Genomic DNA, 18,555 nt, shown 5'->3' on the forward strand with positions numbered 1-18,555 from the left:
AAAACTTAAGCGATGACAGCGACCTGGTTAAAGTCGAGCTCGACCGGCGTCTCGCGGCCAAAGATCATCAGCGTGACCTTGAGCTTGCCAGCCTCGGTGTTAACCTCGGAGACCTTGCCATCAAAGTCGGTAAGCGGGCCATCGGTGACGCGGACGGACGTGCCGACCTCAATATCAACCGAGGTGCGCTTGGGCGAATCGCCCTTACCGGGACGACGAGTCATCTTGTTGTACTCGTCGCGAGAAAGCGGAGCGGGCTTGCCGTTGCCGCCCAGGAAACCGGTGACGCCAGGCGTGTTACGAACGCACGTCCAAGCATCGTCATCCATCTCCATGCGGACCAGGACATAACCCGGGAAAATCTTGGAATCCTTGGTCTCACGCTTGCCACCCTCTTTAATCTCGGTGACGCGCTCCATAGGAATCTCGATATCAAAGATACGGTCCTGCATGCCCATAGTCTCGATGCGATGCTCGAGATCGGACTTAACACGGTTCTCGTATCCAGAGTAAGTGTGAACGACGTACCAACGCTTAGACATGGTTTAGCCCCTCAATCCAGAGAACAGAGCAAGAGCCTCGCCAAAGCCAGCATCGAGCAGAGCGATGACGACGCCGACGACGATCAGAGAAGCGCAAACGACGACCGAGTAGTTCACGAGCTCCTTCTTATCGGGCCACGTGACACGCTTCATCTCGGACTTGACCGAAGCGAAATACTTCTTGGTGCGGGCGAAGAAACCAGGCTTCTCGTTCTTCTTGGACTTCGCAGCCTTCTCGTTCTTCTTGGCAACGGCCTTCTTGGCCTCAACCTTGGAGTTGGCGGCAGCGTTGTTGGCAGGTGCCGGCTGCTGAGCCTTCTTCTTGTTCTTCTTGTTGGCCATTTGGGTTACCTCCGCGCAATGCGCTTATACATGAGTAAACCGTAAGCCCCCAATTGGGAGCTTACGGAATAATGACTGGCACGCCAGGAAGGACTCGAACCCTCAACACTCGGTTTTGGAGACCGATGCTCTACCAATTGAACTACTGGCGTATGTGACTAGAGACTAGCGAGTCTCTTTGTGCAGCGTGTGGTGACGGCACCAGGGGCAATACTTCTTGATCTCCATACGATCAGGCATGGTCGACTTGTTCTTGGTGGTCGTATAGTTGCGGCGCTTGCACTCAGTGCACGCAAGAGTAACTAGAGTACGCATGTATCCTGAACCTTTCATTTCCGCCCCGTACGGGCACGAGTTGTTACTTTATCAGCTCCACGTAAGTGCTGTCAATGAAAACCTCGAGTCAATTGGTTCTCGGTGGATCCATTCATATTTGGAACACATCAATGAAGCCATCGAGAGCTAATCGACGGTGCATCCAGGACCATTATCAATCCTCTCGACACCAGCAACGGCTCAATATCCATCGCAGAAAAGAACCCGGCACCCATATAAGTGCCGGGTTCTCTAAGTCAGCTATATCAAAGAGCTAATTTACTCAATGATCGTGGAGACGATGCCCGAACCGACGGTGTGGCCACCCTCACGGATAGCGAAGCGCAGGCCCTCCTCCATGGCGATCGGGTGGATGAGGTCGCCCTCGATGGTGATGTGGTCACCAGGCATAGCCATCTCGGTGCCCTCGGGGAGCTTGACCGTACCGGTAACGTCGGTGGTACGGAAGTAGAACTGAGGACGATAACCATCGAAGAACGGGGTGTGACGGCCGCCCTCCTCCTTGGTCAGAACGTAGATCTCGCCGGTGAACTTGGTGTGCGGGGTAACCGAACCGGGCTTGCAGAGAACCTGGCCGCGCTCGATGTCCTCGCGCTTGATGCCGCGGAGCAGCAGACCGACGTTGTCGCCAGCCTCGCAGAAGTCCATGGACTTACGGAACATCTCGATACCGGTAACAACGGTGTTCTGGGTATCCTTGATGCCGACGATCTCGACGGGCTCGTTGAGCTTGAGCTCACCGCGCTCGACACGGCCGGTAGCAACGGTACCACGGCCGGAGATGGTCATAACGTCCTCAACGGCCATCAGGAACGGGAGGTCGTTGTTACGAGCAGGCGTCGGGATGTACTCGTCGACAGCGTTCATGAGCTCGCGAATGGCGTCCATCCACTTGGCGTCGCCCTCGAGAGCGCCCAGAGCGGAACCACGGATGACGGGGATGTCGTCGCCGGGGAAATCGTACTCGGAGAGAAGCTCACGGGTCTCCATCTCGACGAGGTCGATGAGCTCGTCATCGTCAACCATGTCGCACTTGTTCAGGAAGACGACGATGTAGGGAACGCCGACCTGACGGGCGAGCAGGATGTGCTCGCGAGTCTGAGCCATGGGGCCGTCGGTAGCGGCGATGACCAGGATAGCGCCGTCCATCTGAGCAGCACCGGAAATCATGTTCTTGACGTAGTCAGCGTGGCCCGGGCAGTCAACGTGAGCGTAGTGACGGGCAGCAGTCTCGTACTCGACGTGGGAGACGGAGATCGTAATGCCGCGCTCGCGCTCCTCGGGAGCCTTGTCGATGTTCTCGAACGCAGTGAAGTCAGCCTTGCAGCCCTCGGTCTCGGAGAGAACCTTGGTGATGGCAGCGGTCAGCGTGGTCTTGCCGTGGTCGACGTGACCAATGGTGCCGATGTTAACATGCGGCTTAGTGCGCTCAAACTTCTCTTTGGCCATAAAGCCCTCCTCTTAACAGGTCGTCCCCGGACGGGACTTTGCCTTTATACCATAGTGGCCTCTCAACATACTATTGAGAAGCCACCGTGTTACCTATGGTAGCGGTGACTGGATTCGAACCAGTGACGCCACGGGTATGAACCGTGTGCTCTAACCAACTGAGCTACACCGCCGGATGGAGCCTGCAACCAGACTTGAACTGGTGACCTCTTCGTTACCAACGAAGTGCTCTACCGACTGAGCTATACAGGCACTTGACGGGTGGGAGCTATAGGATTCGAACCTATGTAGGCAGAGCCAACGGGTTTACAGCCCGTCCCCATTAACCACTCGGGCAAACTCCCAATCGTTCAAGTATCCGCAGGTTCTTTGGTCTTTTGGACCGCCGCCCCCGCGAACGAAAAAGATAATACGATGCAACCTTGGGGGCTGTCAACGAAAACCTCTAGATACACGGTTCCGGGCGTATCTATATACCTTTGACCTGCGGTTTTGTTGAGTTTAGATATGAAGGACGGTGGATTTACATGTAGCGGTGACATTTCCCGAGGGAACACTTTGTCACGGTGGAGTGAGCCTACAGGATATTACTTCGGTAACGACTCATTTGCACCTATATATAGGTCGAGATCGGGCTTCCGCGGCAGATTCGGGTGTGGATGGTTAAGGCCGGTCCGGCCTTTGTCTCGATCTGTAACATCTAGAGAACATTTTCTCCCCTATCTGTTACAGATTGAGATATTACGCAGAGACCCCAGCTCGCGTCTCATCCTGTAACAGTAAGAACGGTTTTCCGCCCCTTCGTGTTACAGATGGAGACATTTCTCAGCTAACCCGACTCTATATCTCAATCTGTAACATCTACGCCAGTATTCTGCTTCTACCTGTTACAGATTGAGACAAATGGGCAGGGCCCATTCTTTCATCTCGATCCGTAACAGGTGGGAGCGAATTGGTCGCCTTGGTGTTACAGATGTAGATGAACCAAAGACGGGATGGACGACTAGTCCGAAGGCGCATCGACCTAAAAGAAACAGGCCCGAGCCTTGAACATACCGAACTTGAGTCTCGAATCGACGACTGGCAGACCGCTGCGCAGGCAAACAAATTCCCGAGCGATAAGATTCACCAGCGACGCCATTTTGATTTGACCGGCAGCAGATCTTCAACGAACCGACCGGTCCATTCATTTGGCTCCAATCCGCGAATCTCGAAGATAGCCTCGAAATCCTCCTTGCTGAGACGATGGCCAAAACGTGTATTCAACCACATCTCGGATTCTGCCCGCCAGTTTTTTTCGCGAGCCGGAGTCATCGAGCGAACAATCTGGGAAGACACGTCGGCCCACTCTCCATCGTCATCCTCATATCGCTCTCTACCGAGAATGCTTTCGACCTGGGGGTCGAGCATGCCGAAGAGACTCGAAATGTCACGTCGCCCGCTCGGCCGCTTGACGGGAACAGGGATAACATCCTCGGCAAAAAGCTCATCAAGCGGAATATCGACCCCATCCCAGCCGAGACCGATAAAAGGGCGCTTCGAGATATCATCTGGGTCCGAGAAGCGGATATGCAGGCACTCAGTCTCGAGGACCCAATTGCCCACCAAGACAAGCTTCCCGTAATGTGGCATCGGAGAATCCAGCCACGCCACCGCGTAACGTCGTTCTTCGGTCGACGGAAACTGATCGATATCGATAATTGTCGGCATCTCAACGCCCCAATCAGAAAGCAACTGGAATCTGGGGCTACTCCGTTCCCTGGATCACGGTCAGCAAATCCTCATAGCTGTGCACCACGTCATAACGCACGTCCTCGTCCGAGAACTCATTGAAGAGCTTGCGGGCGCAGGCGATCTTTCCGCGCTCGATATCGCGCAGCGTGAGGCTGTCCATGCTGCCCTTGGTCTCCGCGACGAAGAACACGTGGCGCACGCTCCCCTTCTCGAACGCGATGGCCCAGTCGGGCGCGTAGTTGCCCACCGGCGTCGGAATCTTGAAAGACCGTGGGAGCTTGGCGTAGACCGCGACCTTGCCCTCTGCAGAGTCGAGATCTCGTGCGAAATCGCGCTCACCCTCGGAATCCCAGAACACGTAGTCCTGGATGCAGCGGCTCGTCTCCAGCGCACGGCCGACGTTCTCGGGCATGCGCTCGGCAAAGATGGTGGAATCGTACCGCTCGTCAAGCTTGTGGTACGCAAGGTGGTCGACCACCATCGTCGCCTTCTCGGCAAGGATGCAACGGGAGACCTTGGCGATAAACTCCTCGGGGTTATCGCGGAACATGCGGAACTTGACGGGGGCGATGCCCTTCAGGATCGCCGCTGCGCTTCTGCGCGTAATGCGCGCAGCGGTCGCGACTTCGCCCAGCAGGTCGTACGTCACGCCAGAGGCGTCCTCGCCCACCTCGTAGTCGCGCCTCGTGGTATCGCCGAACGATTCGCCGCGCTCAAGATTCTCCCGCGTCTGGGTCGAGCGCTGCGCGGCGGTCGTCATGACGTAGGACGCCTTGGCCACAAACAGTTCGCGGTTAATGCGGTCGATCGCCTTGGCGCGCAACTCCTCATCATCGAAATCGACGGTGTAGGAATGTTTGGAGTTGATCTTGTTCCACAGCTCCTGGAACTCCGCCCGCGCGAAGTTGGCGTTGAGCGGGTTTTCGCGAACCTTGGGCTCGTTGCCGTTACGGATGTAGTCGTCGAGCGCATGCTCGTCGTAGACGCTCATCACCAGCGCTTCGATATCCTTGCGATAGGCATAGAGATGCTCGGGCAAGTCGTCATCGGTAACGGACGTGAGCCCCGATTCCTTGAACTTTTGCGTGGGCACGCCCTCGCGATCGATGAGGCCGTGCTGTACGAGCGCGAAGTAGACATCGTGCGCGTCTTCCTGCGTGAGCGCATAAGTCTTCTCCTCGTCCGCCTGAACGGCAAAGCCCTTGAGGAACTCCTCCGTGACCGCCTTGGGACGCTCACGCAGGGCATCGTTGATGTCCTTCTGCAGGGACTTCGTGAAGTCGCTGTAGCTCTCGCTGGCGATGACGGTGAGCGTGTTGACGCGCTGCACCTCCTGCTCGCCCAGCGCCTCCAGGTCCTGTCGCTCGCCCTCCCGGTTCACGCACAGGCGCAGGCCGCGGCCCACCTCCTGGCGCTTACCGGTCTCGGAGTCGGAATGCTTGAGCGTGCAAATCTGGAACACGTTGGGGTTGTCCCAGCCCTCGCGCAGGGCGGAGTGGCTAAAGATAAAGCGCGTGGGCTCATCGAACGACAGCAAGCGCTCCTTGTCCTTGAGGATGAGATCGTAGGCGCTCTCGTCATCGGACTCATCGCTGTTGCGCTTGAGCTTGGAGTCGATCAGGCGACGACTCCTCTTGTCAATGGAGAAGTATCCCTTATGGGTCTCATGTGCATCGATGCCGCGCAGCCATTCCAGATAGCGACGGCGCGCCTTCCCGAGACCCGCATCGAGCGAGGCGTCAAGGTTCTGCTGCCCGCGGCCGTACTCGTCGATGGCGCGCGCGTACTCCTCCTCAAAGATTCGGCCGTACTCGCCCAGGCCCTCCTCGCCGTCATCATCGTAGACACGGTACTTGGCGACCTCGTCGATAAAGAAGAGCGACAGGCACTTGATGCCGCGCGCGAACAGCGCCTCCTCCTTCTCCAGATGGCTTTTGATGGTCTCGCGGATCTGCACTCGGCGCATGTCGCGATCGGAAGAATCGCCGTAAACGTCGCCGCGGCAGAGCTCGATGCCGTTGAGGAACTTGACGTAGCCCAGCTGAACATCGCTGTCCGGGACGATCTCGGACACGGTGAACCCGTCGCGGTACGCCTCGAGCTCGCCGGACGCGGGATAGATGTCGTCCTGCTCGTAGAAGCCCTGCGCACGTTTGGAGATGGACCCCGAGGCGTTGAGTTTCTTGAACTCGATGACCGCCTGGGGCGGCTTATTCTTGGAAATCTTGATGTCCTGAAGATACAGGTAGCCGTCGGTTCCGCGCATGTTCTTGAGTTCGAAGCCCTTGACCTCGATGCGCTTGACCAGGCGCTGGTTGAATGCGTCAAGCGCATCCAGCACGTAAACGGCATCATGGGTAACCTTGTGGGTGGCGGAATAGTTGAGACACGCGATGGGACGGAAACGGGCGATGCCGGCCTGGGTGGCATTGCCGCCCATCTTCTGCGGCTCGTCCAGGATGACGATGGGGTTGTTGGCGGCGATCACGTCGATGGGGCGACGGCTCGCGAACTCATCGCGCTCGGAATACATGATACGGGCCTCCTTGGAGCGCCCGCCCTCCTTCATGGACGTATTGAACGCCTGCATGTTGATGACCATGACGTTGATATCGGAACTCGCCGAGAACCGGTCGATGTCGCCCAGGCGAGCGCTGTTGTAGACAAAGTAGCGGATGGCCTTGCCGTACTGCTCAAAAAAGTGCTGCTCGGTATTCTTGAGAGACTTGTAGACGCCCTCGCGAATGGCAACGGACGGCACCACGATGATGAACTTGGTCCAGCCATAGAGACGGTTGAGCTCGAGCATGGTCTTGGTATAGACGTAGGTCTTGCCCGTGCCCGTCTCCATCTCCACGTCAAGGTTTACCGGAGCGGGACCAGTGGCAAGCGACGAAGACTCGACGATCCGATTGCGGCGCTGTACCTTGTGAATGTTCTCGAGCAACGTGGCGGACCCAAGGGCGATGGGGGCATTCGCGTAGCCTTCAGATGCCTGGACCTGCGTCTCAAAGCCCGGCAGCGCCTCGGTGCCGTCGCCGTCCGCCGCGCGACCAAGGTCGCGCAGATAGGGCGAGGCGCCAGAGTTAGGCTGACCGGCGAAGACATCGGTCACCGCACGAGCAGCCTCAGTCTGATAAGGCTGGATTTTAAACTTGAACTGCATCCGGATCTCCTAGATCACCTTACGGATGGTGTCGGGACTGAAGGTTTTGAAGAGCTCCTCGAGGTTTGCCACGGCGGCATCGTTGGAAAAGCATGCGTCGCGGAAGACGGCGTAGAGCGGGCGCTCCTTGGCGATGGCCTCCAATGCCACGGTATCGACATCCTCGTCAAAACAGGCGATAAGCTGGCCGCCGTTGACGTCGAAGCACGCCTTGCCGCCGATTTCGCGCTCGACGATCTTCGCGGAGTACTCGATGCGAAACGCCGGCAGGACCTGGAAGAGGAGGTCAAGCGGCAGGGCGTCCTCAGCGGAGTTGTCGGTGAAGAGGTCGAGCGCGGCTTGCTCGTACTGCCCCGGCGCGGCGTACTCGTCCTTGAAGCAGGACTCATCCACGCGCAGCACACGGAAGCCGATGTCGGGCACGGGCTTGGGCTCGGCGCCAAGCTCAAGCTGCCTGCTGGCCTCATCGACCTCGGCCCTGATCTTCTCGCCTGCGCGGCGGATGCGCTCCTCGCCGACGTTACAGATCGTGGTGTAACCTTCCTTTCCTGCTTCGGTTGCTTCATCAACAACCTCCGGAAGCTGGACCATAATGAACCGACGCTTGCCACCGTCAGCAGCGTTCAAAGACATGACGGCATCGGCCATAGTCGCTGAACCAGAAAAGAAGTCCATTACCAAGGAGTCTTTTGAAGAGCCGATTTCAAGAATGCGGTTCATGAGAGCAGGGGGCTTGGGAAAGCTCATAACGTTCGATCCAAATAGCTCTTTAATTCGCTTCTTTCCATAGTCGTTGTTAAACTCCGCATCAGCCTGAAGTGACTTTGCCATCGTGAAGGCGGCAGAACCTTCCTCAAGATAATCCTTACGATACACACGCCACTCATTACCACACGGTTCGCCGAATAAATAGTTATTCTCTGATTGAATTTTCGATTTTGACCAAGTCCAACAAGTTGGAGTTCCGTCTGCGGCAAGCGGGAGACGTTCTACTGAGTGAGCTTCATCTTTCTCAAGGGCAACCGAGCCATCAGCCGGGGATATCCATAAAGGAAAGTAGAGGTTTGGACGTGTTTGCGGATTAAAGCTTTGATTTCGATTTCTTAAACCAATTGCCCTATATGAGCCCTTGTCATCTTTTCGGTCGTACTCAGACAACATCCTGGAATCTTTGGGGATTAGGTTTAGCGAGTTTCCACATGTATAGTTTTTGACCCAGATAAGGACCGGCTCGATTGTTTTAGCAATATAACGGTCAAGATTTCTACCACGAGGATTGACCTGCACATACAGCTTTCCCACATAATTGCCCGAGCCGAACAGTTCGTTACCTATCTTAAGCAGATTTTGCTCCTCGTTGTCATCAATCGAGATGAAGATCGCGCCATCATCGCTCAGCAGGTCCCTGGCCAGCATCAACCTGGGGTACATCATTGAGCACCAGTCGGAGTGGAAGCGGCCGTTTGACTCAGGGTTGGCCACCAGGCGGCCGCCCTCCTCGTCGTACTCGCCGCTCTCGGCATCGTATTCCGCGCGTGTCTTGGAGAAGTCGTCGTCGTAGACGAAGTCGTGGCCCGTGTTGTAGGGTGGGTCGATGTAGATCAGCTTCACCTTGCCGGCGTAGGTCTCGCGCATGATCTTGAGGGCCTCGAGGTTGTCACCCTCGATGTAGAGGTTCTCGGTGGTGTCCCAGTCCTTGGACTTCTCGGGGCAGGGGCGCATGGTCTTCTTGATGGGGCGGCGCGCTTCGAGCTTGGCCTCGCGCTTGCCGGGCCAGGTGAACTGGTAGCGTTCCCGCGGACCGTCAACGACCTCGCCGGAGAGGTCATCGCGCAGGGCATCGAAATCGACGGCAAGCGTGACCTTGCCGTCTGCGTCCATAGCTTCGGTCACCGCATCGGGGAAGAGCGCAGCGATCTTGGCGATGTTCTCCTGCGTGAGGTCGGGAGTCTCCTGACTGATCTTATCCATGACTGCTACTCCTCCTCAAGCCGTCTAAGCTCGGCCTGTTTCCGTTTCATCTGTGCAAACAGCTCGTTCTTTCGAGCTATTTGACGTTCTCTGCGGACCTTGGTATCGAGCGCGAAGACCTCAGCGCGCAGCCCGTCTATTTTCTCACGGCGATCAATTCTCGCCCAGACGTCGTGACCATCGAATTCTCCCAAAGCGACTTGAGCGAGCATGGAATCCCACACCATGTCGAGGTCGAAACCGTTCAAGGCAAGACGCTCGATATCCCGTGTCTCCAGCAGACGGCCCTCCTCGCAAATCGCGATATCGCCGGATCCGCTGTCGACAATCACTGCCTTGTTGGGCGTCGCGTTGCTCACCAGGCGCACGGCGCGCTCGGGCACCCGCTCGCCTTTGGGATCGATCCTTAGCACGAGTATCTCGTGCACCGCCTTGCCGTCGGCGATATTGGTCGTTGCCGGTTTGATGGAGTTTGCGACGACAATCGCCGCCACGCCGCCCGTAAGGTCGCGCCGGGTGGCGGCATCGACGTCCATGTGGCGGTAGAAGGCCTCTTTGGGCAGACGCCTGCCCACCTCGGTTGTTGCCGGAAGTCCTAGCATGGTTTTTTCACCACCAGGAAGCACACCAGCTCAAAGTCGTCGATACCCTCGATGTCGTTTTCCAAAAAGCCGGTCGTCCCGCCGCTGAAAAAGCTGTCGATATCGGACTCGTTTTTGCCCTCGACGATGGAGCCGATCGCACTTGCCAGCAGATCTGTTTGGGCGGCCATGTCGCGCCCGTCTTCGGTCTGGGCATTGTAGGCACGGCACAGGTCTTCGACCGGCTCCTTGACGCCTCGGCAGATTCGCCTCATCTCGTCCAGGATGTCCTTGGGCGTGGCGTAGCCATGCAGAATCGACCCATCCTCGCCAACGTACACCAGGTAGAAGGGGTGGATGGGATTGCCGGAAAGGCGATCGATGTTGCCGTTCGCGTTGCGCAGCACAAATATCGTGCCCGGCTCTTCGCCGGCGGCGACCGCCTCGATGCCGTATGGGACGTTTTCGATATCGGGATGCTCCTTCCGGTACTCGACCAAGTCCATACGGAAGTCGTTGAGGCCGAGGTCGGTGATGGAGATACCACTCTGCGCGTCCTCAAGGTCGACGACCTCGTCCTTCATGCGCTCGAGCTGCTGGCGACGGTATTCCAGGTCGCCCTTCTCGTCCTCGTTGATGTAGTCGTCGTCGCCCGTCGACGCCATAACCAACGCATGCATCTTGTTCTCCACGCGCGCCTTGAGGTTGATGTACTCGTCGAGCTCAACATCGGGCCAGAAGTTGATGAGCTGGATGCAGGCGTTCTTGGAGCCGATGCGGTCGACACGGCCAAAGCGCTGCACGATGCGCACCGGGTTCCAGTGGATGTCGTAGTTGATGACGCAGTCGCAGTCCTGCAGGTTCTGGCCCTCGGAGATGCAGTCGGTCGCGATGAGCACGTCGATGTCCTTGCCCTTGAGCCTCGGATACGCGACGTCGCGGTCCTTCGACACGGGACTGAAGCAGGTGATGACTTCGTTCATGTCGTTGCGGACGCCCTCGACCGAGCAGCGGGCGCTCTGCGAGCCGCCGGCGACCTCCGCCACCTCGAGCCCGTAGCGATCCTCGACATAGGCGCCGATGTTCTCGTAGAGGTAATCCGCCGTGTCCGCGAACGCCGTAAAGATCAGCAGCTTCTTGTTGCCCGGGTTTATGGGGTTCTCGACCTTGTCCGCAATAACGCGCCTGAGCTCGGCCAGTTTCGCGTCATGCTCGGCATCGATGGGAACGATGAGCTGGCGGATGTCCTCGAGCGCCTCGAGGTCCTTGAGCATATCGCGCTCCCAGCTGATCCAGTCCATGTCCTCGAGCGAGAACCTGCTCTTGGTGCCGACCGTGAAGTCGGTGTCCCCCTCCTCATACTCAAAGGTCTCGACGCCCTCGACCGACGCGCCGGACGCGCCGGCGCGATAGCCCTCAATAACCTTTAGATTGTGCCTAATGACCTCGATGATCTTGCCCAGCGTGATCTCAAAGGCGTAGACGGAGCTCTCCAGGCGCTTGAGCAGAATGGAGGACATGAGCTTGACCATTCCCTGCTCGCGGCCGCTGGTGGGAGGGCGACCATGCTCATCGGCGTACTTGGGCGCCGCGCTGGGATGGAGATAGACCGTGGGCAGGTAGACCGCGAGCGTGAGCGAGGCGAGTGTGTCGGCTATCTGCGAGTAGGTGCCCGCCTCGTCCGAGGTGGCCAGACTCGGCCGCAACGATACCGGCTTAAGCCTCTTGGGGAACGGGCCGATCGCGGATACATCGTAGTAGCGCTGCACATGTCTGCGCGAGCGCGCGACGGTAACGCGGTCGAGAATCTGGAAGAAGTTGAAGTCGAGCCGATCCGTCAGCGCCGTCGTGGTCCTATCGGCCGCGGGCAGCTCGGACCAGTCGCGAAACGCCCCCTGCGCATCGCGGAATACCTGATCGACCGGCTTGTCGAGTCCGAGCTTCTTCGACCACGCATCAGAATCGCCCTGATAGGCGAGCTTGAGCTGGTTGTGCAGATCGCGGAACCTGTTGTTGACGGGAGTGGCCGAAAGCATCAAGACCTTCGTCTCGACTCCGTCCTTGATGACCTTGTTGAGGAGCCTCTCAAAGCGATTGCCCTGCGTCTCGTCCTCGACCTTGGACGAGGTGTCTGCACCGTTGCGGAAGTTATGGGACTCGTCGATGACGACGAGATCGTAGGCGCCCCAGTTGAACTTCTCGAGGTCGTTGCCCTCGACCGTCAGTCCCTTGTCACGGGACAGATCGGTGTGGTAGAGCACGTCGTAGCGCAGGCGATCGGCGGCGATGGGGTTGTTGACGTAGTTCTTTTTGTATGTGAGCCAGTTGTCGGAAAGGCGCTTGGGGCAGAGCACGAGCACGTTGCGGTTGAGCAGCTCATAGTACTTAATGACCGCGAGGGCAGTGAACGTCTTGCCCAAGCCGACGCTGTCTGCGAGGATGCAGCCGTTGTAGGTCTGGAGCTTGTTGATAATGGCAAGCGCTGCGTCCTGCTGGAAATCGTAGAGCAGGTTCCAGACTTTGCTCTCCTTGAAGCCGGTCCCCTCTTTTGCAAGGTCATCCACCGAGACGTCCTCGAGGAACTCACTGAAGATACGGTAGAGCGCTGCGTAGTAGACCAGCTCGGGCGGGTTCTCGCGATACATTGTGGAGATGGAGTCGATTACCGCTTGGGTAACGTCCTCAAGCTCGCCCGAATCCCAGGCGGCATTGAACTGGCACAGGTACTGGCGCGCCATGTCCCCCGGGATACCCATAGTCATGGTGAGCTGCTTGCTGGGCGTTGTGCCCAGGGCGGACGTCGTCAGGCCCTCGATAGGCTGGAACGCCGCAGGCTCGGCACTGTCAACGACGAGATAGCCACCGGCCGCGCGATTGGCGTCCCGGTATGAGCGAAACTCTGCCTTCTGCCTGATCCACTCGGCACATTCGCGAGCGACGGCCTTCTGCCTGAGTTCGTTTTTGAGCTTGATCTCGAGGTCCGTGCCGCCGATGCTGCTCTCGCGGCCCATGCGCGGGATGTAGTATTCACGCTGCTCCTTTTGGGCCTTGACGGATAAGAACGTCGGCTCCGTATAGATAAATCGAAAGGAATCGCAAGACTCCAGCTGCTTCTTGAGCTCGCCATATCCATAAATCGAGAACAGTGCCGCGGCAACCGAAATACGGTCACCGTTATTGATTGCTTCAATAAGACCATCTTTAAGCAGCTCGTTTTGGTTATCAAAGCTCTTCAGGTTCATAAAACGCCTTTCGAATGCAGCGTCTGGGAACAAAATGCTCGGCGCCGCTTCTTGCATCGCTGTCGAGCCTTATCGGCACTTAAGCTATCAGTCTAAACCGAGACATGCAAAACGCCTTGCGGGGATGTCAATTATTCGGTCAGCGCGGTACCACAAGTATGGGGATTGGCGTGCGACTTTCATCTCAATCTGTAACACCTAGACCGATATCCCTCTCCTGTCTGTTACAGATCAAGATAAATGGACCGATCCTCGACCTTTCGTCTCGATCTGTAACAGCTAGAAACGATTAAGCCGTCTTGGCGTTATAGATTGAGACAAATTGGGGAACGAGACGGACGTCGAGCCCGATAACTCACCAAAATAAGAAACGGGCTCTGCTCCACAAGGGAACAGAGCCCGAAACTCTCATGGAGCCAGTGACAGGAATCGAACCTGCAACCCACTGATTACAAATCAGTTGCGCTACCGTTGCGCCACACTGGCACGCTTGGCGCTTTCGCGCGAAGCCAGTTAAGAATAAAGGAATTACGGACGGGGCGCAACAGACCCTTCGACCGATCACATCTCAAAACTATTCGTCAGAACGAATAGTTTTAATTACAATGGAATAGAAAAACTATTCGTTCTGGCGAAGGGTTTCGCGATGTTAACTACAAAGGAAGCAGCCGAGCTGCTCGGCATCACCCCGCGCAGGGTGCAGGAGCTCATTAAGAACGGCGCGCTGACCGCCCGCAAGGCTTCTGGCGTGTGGCTTATCGACAAAGACAGCGTAGACACGCGACTCCGCTCCGCAACCAAAAGAGGGGGACGGCCTCGTCGCGGGCATGGGAAAAGCGAAATCGCATTTACCCTCATGAACCGCACGCACGAAGTGGCCCAGCTGGTCTACAGCAGATCACGGAAAGACTTCACCCACATCGGCGCCGACGTCGATCGTGCCCACGCCCCTATTGGAGTTTTTACTCCCAGCAAACCTGTATCGCTCGACTCCTTCCGCATCTGGTGGCGCGGCCGCGGTATCCCGCTCGCACGCATTGGGCTAGCCTCCCTGCTTGCAGAAGCCGCAGTTGATGTTCCCGATGAACTCGTACAGCGAAATCTTGGCCTCTCCTTATCCGACCAGTATTGGATTAGACCCCAAGGCTCCGGTCTCGCGTGGAAAGATATTAACTTCTTCAATAATGCTTTTGACGACGTCTCTCTGTCCATCGCGCCCTTCGCCCCAGAGGGTAAGGCAGCTGCTGCAAAGCCCGACAACACCTCGGACGGCAATCTTCAAAAGTATTGGACGTGCGAGGGTGACCGTCGAATCCTCCACAAAGCAGGTGCACATCTAAACCAGGAACCTTATAACGAGCTGGTGGCGACTGCACTTCACCGTCGCATCCTAAACGCTTGCGATTATGTACCCTATTCGCTCGAAGGCGCAGGTACTTCTGCCCTGAGCACATGCGATGTCTTCTTAACTGACGAAGAAGAATATGTCCCTGCGTTCTATGTAAACCAGCACGCAAATGCGGACGACCGGCTAACCGACTACGAGCGATATGTAGCAAACTGCGAAGAGCTCGGGGTGACAGGCGTCAAGGATGCCCTTGACCGCATGATTGTATGCGACGACATCATCGCCAACTATGACCGCCATTGGCGTAACTTTGGCCTTGTACGAAACGTCAACACGCTAACCTGCAGACCTGCCCCCATCTTCGATTCGGGCTCATCGCTCTGGTGCAACATTTCTCTTGAGGAGCTTCGGGCAGGAGAGCACAGTTTTACCAGCGCGCAGTTTCATTCAAGCCCCGCGAAACAAATGCTGCTTGTTGAGGATATGAGCTGGTTTGACGGCGACAAACTCGAAGGCTTCGTTGACGAGGCACTCGAGATTCTGTCCAGAAACGACGCGCTCACGGCAAGGCTGCCATATCTAAAAGAGGCACTTACATGGCGCCTCCGTAGAATGATCGACATCGCTGAATGGAGTTAGCGAGACAGCGTCGCACCGTCAGCTCCCCTACCTCCCGCGGAGGGCCTTGAGCTTTGCCAGGGCATCGGGGCTCAGGCGGCTGCCCAGGGTCATCTTGATCTGCGGAGCTTCCTCTGCCTCGTGAACGTCGTTATCGATCTGCTTGATCTCGTCCACCAGCATGCGGCTCGAGATGCGCGTGACTCCCTTGCCCATGACGACGGCCTGGATCGTGCCGTCGCTCGACACCACGGAGCACGCGCGACCTTCCTCGCGCGCCTCAATGCAGAGCTTCTGCACCACGGTATCGGCAGAGACACCCGTCGGCGAAAACTCGATGCGCACGCCACGGGCCGGCAGGTTGGGGCGCTCGCTGGAGATATTGCCCGCACCGTCGAACACGATCACGGCCTCGTAGCGGCCCTGGGCAAAGGCGGCGACGTCGTTGATGAGGGCGGTGCGCGCCATATCGTGAACGTCGCTGGAATATGGATCGTCGGAATGGTCGTACACGAGCTTTTCGTAGCGCGGCGTGCAGTGGATCACGTTGTAACCGTCAACCACAAGCAGCTCGGGCTTGTTGGAGTGCACCGTCGAGACCGGATCGGCGATGGCCTGCGCAAACGCATTGCCGCCCACGCCATAGGTCGCGGCCGAAACAATCGGCTTGGCCGAGCCCTCGCCAAAGCGCTTGGCCTTGGACTTGGCGCGGTTCTTCTTGGACATGCGCTACTCCTCCCCCATGAGCTCGCCGGCGTTGCGACGCAGCCACTCAAAGCACAGCGCCGTGGTCGCCTGGGCAACGTTGAGGCTCTCGGTCATGCCGCGCTGGGGAAGCTTGGTTAAAAAGTCGCATTTCTCGAGCACCAGACGCGAGATGCCATCACCCTCGGAGCCCATGACGAGCGCCACGCGGCCCTCGAAGGGAGCATCCCAGCAGCTGCCCTCGGCGTGCTCGGAAGCGCCGCCCACCCAAAAGCCAGCGGCCTTAAGATCGTCGAGCGCACGGGCGATGTTGGGCACCTGCGCGATAGGCAGATGCATGACGGCGCCGGCTGAAGTCTTGTAGCTGCCCACGGTCACGCCGGCGGCACGCTTGTTGGCGATGATGACGCCCGCGGCGCCCACGACCTCGGCAGAGCGCACGATGGCGCCAAAGTTACCGTCATCGGTCACATGGTCGAGCACGATGACGAGCGCCGGACTGTCGCCCGCGCGGTCGAGAATATCGGCGACATCGGCATAGGGGAAGTTGCCAACCTCGAGCGCGATGCCCTGGTGAGCGCCATGGCTCGACAGTGCGTCGAGCTGCGCGCGCTGCACATACTTAATGCGGACGCCCGCGGCGTTGAGGTCGTCGACCAGACGAGACAGAGCGGCATCGCGCTCCCCGCCCTCGGCAATGAGCGCGCACTTGACGGGAAAACCGGTGCGCAGCGCCTCGGCGGCAGCACGACGACCTTCGATAAACTCGCCCTTGGGAACCTGGACGTTATCGCGGCTACGCTCGCGCTGGCCCTTGGGAGCGGCAGCGCGGTCGTTGCGGCGAATCGGACGCGAGCCAGAAGCAGCCTGCTTGCCCCCACGCGATGCACGCTTGCGATTGTCGGCCATATAACGGCCTCCTTAAATAGATAACGAACAAGAATCGACCGTCCGAGCCACGGCACCTTGCCTTTCAATCGTCGGGCATGACCACCAGGTCTATGCCCTCCTCTTTCAAGGCAATCTGCCGCACCTCGAACGGTCGACAAATACTAGAGACTCTTAATACGGGTGCCAGCGGCAGTATCCTCGATCGTCAGCCCGAGGTCCTTGAGCTGGTCGCGGATGGCGTCGGCCAGATCCCAGTTCTTGGCGGCGCGGGCCTCGGCGCGGGCCTCGAGAATCTTGGCAGCGGCCTCGTCCACGTCGTCACCCGTGTAGGCGACTAGGCCGGCGGCAACGCCCAGCAGGCCCAGCGGCAGCTCGACCTTGGGCTCGGGAAGCTCAACGCCAAATGTGTCGAGCAGCTCGACCAGCGTATCGGCGGCGGCAAGCGCGGCGGCCTTGTCGGCAGCGTCGCCCGCCTGCTCCAGGTACTGGTTGCACTCGGTCACAAAGCCAAAGACGGCGCCCATGGCGCCGGCGGTGTTAAAGTCGTCGTCCATGCACTCCTTAAAGGTGGCACGGGTCTCGGCGGCCTTGGAGGCAAACGCCTCGGATGCTGCCTCATCGGCGTCGGCCGTCGCATGGTTCGCGGCCCAGCGCAGGTTCTCGACCGTACCGGCGATACGCGTGAGCGAGTTCTCGGCACCCTCCAGGCGCTCCCAAGAAAAGTCGAGCGGCGAGCGATAGCTCGTCTGCAGCATCAGCAGGCGCAGGGCGGCAGCGGAGTGCTGCTCGAGCACCTCGGCCAGCGTAAAGAAGTTGCCGAGCGACTTGGACATCTTCTCGCCGTCTACCAGCAGCATGCCCGTGTGCATCCAGGTGTTGGAGAAGCCCTGGTGCCAGGCGCAGGTGGCCTGGGCGCACTCGTTCTCGTGATGCGGGAAGGCAAGATCGGAGCCGCCGCCGTGGATGTCGATCGGGGTGCCCAGGTAGCGGTGCACCATGGCGGCGCACTCGGTGTGCCAGCCGGGACGGCCCTCGCCCCAGGGGCTCGGCCAGCTGGGCTCGCCGGGCTTGGCGGCCTTCCACAGGGCAAAGTCGAGCGGGTCGTTCTTGTCCTCGTTCTCCTCGATGCGCGCGCCAACCATAAGGTCGTCGATGTTGCGGCCCGAGACCTGACCATAGTTGGAATCGCTGCGCACGGCAAAGTACACGTCACCGTTATCGGCGGCGTAGGCGTGGCCCTGCTCGATGAGCGTCTTGATCATGGCGATCATGGGGCCGATCTCTTTGGTGGCGCGGGGGCGCACATCGGGATCGAGCACGTTGGCGGCACGCATGACGCCGATGAACTTGTCGGAGAACTCCGTCGCGACCTCGGCGGCCGTGCGGCCCTGCTCGTTGGCGCGCTTGATGATCTTGTCGTCGACATCGGTGAGGTTCTGGGCGAACGTGACCTCGTAGCCGCTCGCGATGAGCCAGCGACGAATCACGTCAAAGCTGATGAACGTGCGGGCATTGCCGATGTGGATGTTGTCGTAGACCGTGGGGCCGCACACGTACATGCGGACCTTGCCGGACTCGATGGGCTGGAACTCTTCCTTTTTATGGGTAGCGCTGTTGTAGATACGCATTC

At 58.4% G+C, this 18,555-nt stretch carries 13 protein-coding genes and 5 tRNA genes; 1 reads left to right on the plus strand and 17 read right to left on the minus strand.

Translation table 11 applies throughout. From position 1 onward, the window contains the following. Positions 1–5: 5 nt before the first annotated feature. The 14 genes from nusG to DXB53_RS02030 form a co-directional block, all read right to left on the minus strand. Positions 6–542, minus strand: a complete 537-nt coding sequence (gene nusG, locus DXB53_RS01965; RefSeq protein ID WP_099432095.1) for a transcription termination/antitermination protein NusG — start codon at positions 540–542, stop codon at positions 6–8. 3 nt (positions 543–545) lie between these two features. After that, positions 546–884 carry a preprotein translocase subunit SecE gene (secE, locus tag DXB53_RS01970; RefSeq protein ID WP_117583102.1) on the minus strand — a complete coding sequence of 113 codons (339 nt, stop codon included), beginning with the start codon at positions 882–884 and terminating at the stop codon, positions 546–548. A 76-nt stretch (positions 885–960) separates the two neighbouring features. Continuing rightward, a tRNA-Trp gene (locus DXB53_RS01975) sits at positions 961–1,036 on the minus strand. A gap of 13 nt (positions 1,037–1,049) precedes the next feature. Beyond that, on the minus strand, positions 1,050–1,199 hold the full coding sequence (rpmG, locus tag DXB53_RS01980; protein WP_022093895.1) for a 50S ribosomal protein L33: 150 nt from the start codon (positions 1,197–1,199) through the stop codon (positions 1,050–1,052). Positions 1,200–1,478: 279 nt separating this feature from the next. Then, entirely contained in the window at positions 1,479–2,669 is a 1,191-nt protein-coding gene (gene tuf, locus DXB53_RS01985; RefSeq protein WP_117563790.1) for an elongation factor Tu, read from the minus strand. Between the two features lie 96 nt (positions 2,670–2,765). Then, positions 2,766–2,842, minus strand: a tRNA-Met gene (locus DXB53_RS01990). A 3-nt stretch (positions 2,843–2,845) separates the two neighbouring features. Beyond that, positions 2,846–2,921, minus strand: a tRNA-Thr gene (locus tag DXB53_RS01995). 10 nt (positions 2,922–2,931) lie between these two features. Further along, positions 2,932–3,013 (minus strand) — tRNA-Tyr (locus tag DXB53_RS02000). A gap of 781 nt (positions 3,014–3,794) precedes the next feature. Then, on the minus strand, positions 3,795–4,379 hold the full coding sequence (locus DXB53_RS02005; RefSeq protein WP_117583103.1) for a hypothetical protein: 585 nt from the start codon (positions 4,377–4,379) through the stop codon (positions 3,795–3,797). Positions 4,380–4,416: 37 nt separating this feature from the next. Next, positions 4,417–7,569, minus strand: a complete 3,153-nt coding sequence (locus DXB53_RS02010; protein WP_117583104.1) for a type III restriction-modification system endonuclease — start codon at positions 7,567–7,569, stop codon at positions 4,417–4,419. A gap of 9 nt (positions 7,570–7,578) precedes the next feature. Beyond that, positions 7,579–9,540 carry a site-specific DNA-methyltransferase gene (locus DXB53_RS02015; protein ID WP_117583105.1) on the minus strand — a complete coding sequence of 654 codons (1,962 nt, stop codon included), beginning with the start codon at positions 9,538–9,540 and terminating at the stop codon, positions 7,579–7,581. A 5-nt stretch (positions 9,541–9,545) separates the two neighbouring features. Continuing rightward, positions 9,546–10,142 (minus strand): DUF4391 domain-containing protein, encoded by a 597-nt coding sequence (locus DXB53_RS02020; RefSeq protein WP_117583106.1) that lies wholly within the window; start codon positions 10,140–10,142, stop codon positions 9,546–9,548. Then, positions 10,136–13,363, minus strand: coding sequence for a helicase-related protein (locus DXB53_RS02025; RefSeq protein ID WP_199408858.1), 3,228 nt, complete (start codon positions 13,361–13,363; stop codon positions 10,136–10,138). Before DXB53_RS02025 ends, DXB53_RS02020 begins: the two co-directional genes overlap by 7 nt. 411 nt (positions 13,364–13,774) lie before the next feature. Beyond that, positions 13,775–13,849 (minus strand) — tRNA-Thr (locus DXB53_RS02030). 160 nt (positions 13,850–14,009) lie between these two features. Here DXB53_RS02030 and DXB53_RS02035 point away from each other — a divergent pair. Next, entirely contained in the window at positions 14,010–15,350 is a 1,341-nt protein-coding gene (locus DXB53_RS02035; RefSeq protein WP_117583107.1) for a DNA-binding protein, read from the plus strand. 27 nt (positions 15,351–15,377) lie between these two features. Here the strand turns inward: DXB53_RS02035 and DXB53_RS02040 are convergent, their stop codons facing one another. The 3 genes from DXB53_RS02040 to cysS form a co-directional block, all read right to left on the minus strand. Further along, positions 15,378–16,055, minus strand: coding sequence for an NYN domain-containing protein (locus tag DXB53_RS02040; RefSeq protein ID WP_006234978.1), 678 nt, complete (start codon positions 16,053–16,055; stop codon positions 15,378–15,380). Between the two features lie 3 nt (positions 16,056–16,058). Continuing rightward, positions 16,059–16,943: a 23S rRNA (guanosine(2251)-2'-O)-methyltransferase RlmB gene (gene rlmB / locus DXB53_RS02045; RefSeq protein ID WP_117583108.1), complete on the minus strand. Its 885-nt coding sequence runs from the start codon at positions 16,941–16,943 to the stop codon at positions 16,059–16,061. 143 nt (positions 16,944–17,086) lie between these two features. Next, positions 17,087–18,553 carry a cysteine--tRNA ligase gene (gene cysS / locus DXB53_RS02050; RefSeq protein WP_117583109.1) on the minus strand — a complete coding sequence of 489 codons (1,467 nt, stop codon included), beginning with the start codon at positions 18,551–18,553 and terminating at the stop codon, positions 17,087–17,089. Positions 18,554–18,555 lie beyond the last annotated feature (2 nt).

Source organism: Collinsella sp. OM04-5, assembly GCF_003439125.1.
Classification (GTDB): Bacteria; Actinomycetota; Coriobacteriia; order Coriobacteriales; family Coriobacteriaceae; genus Collinsella.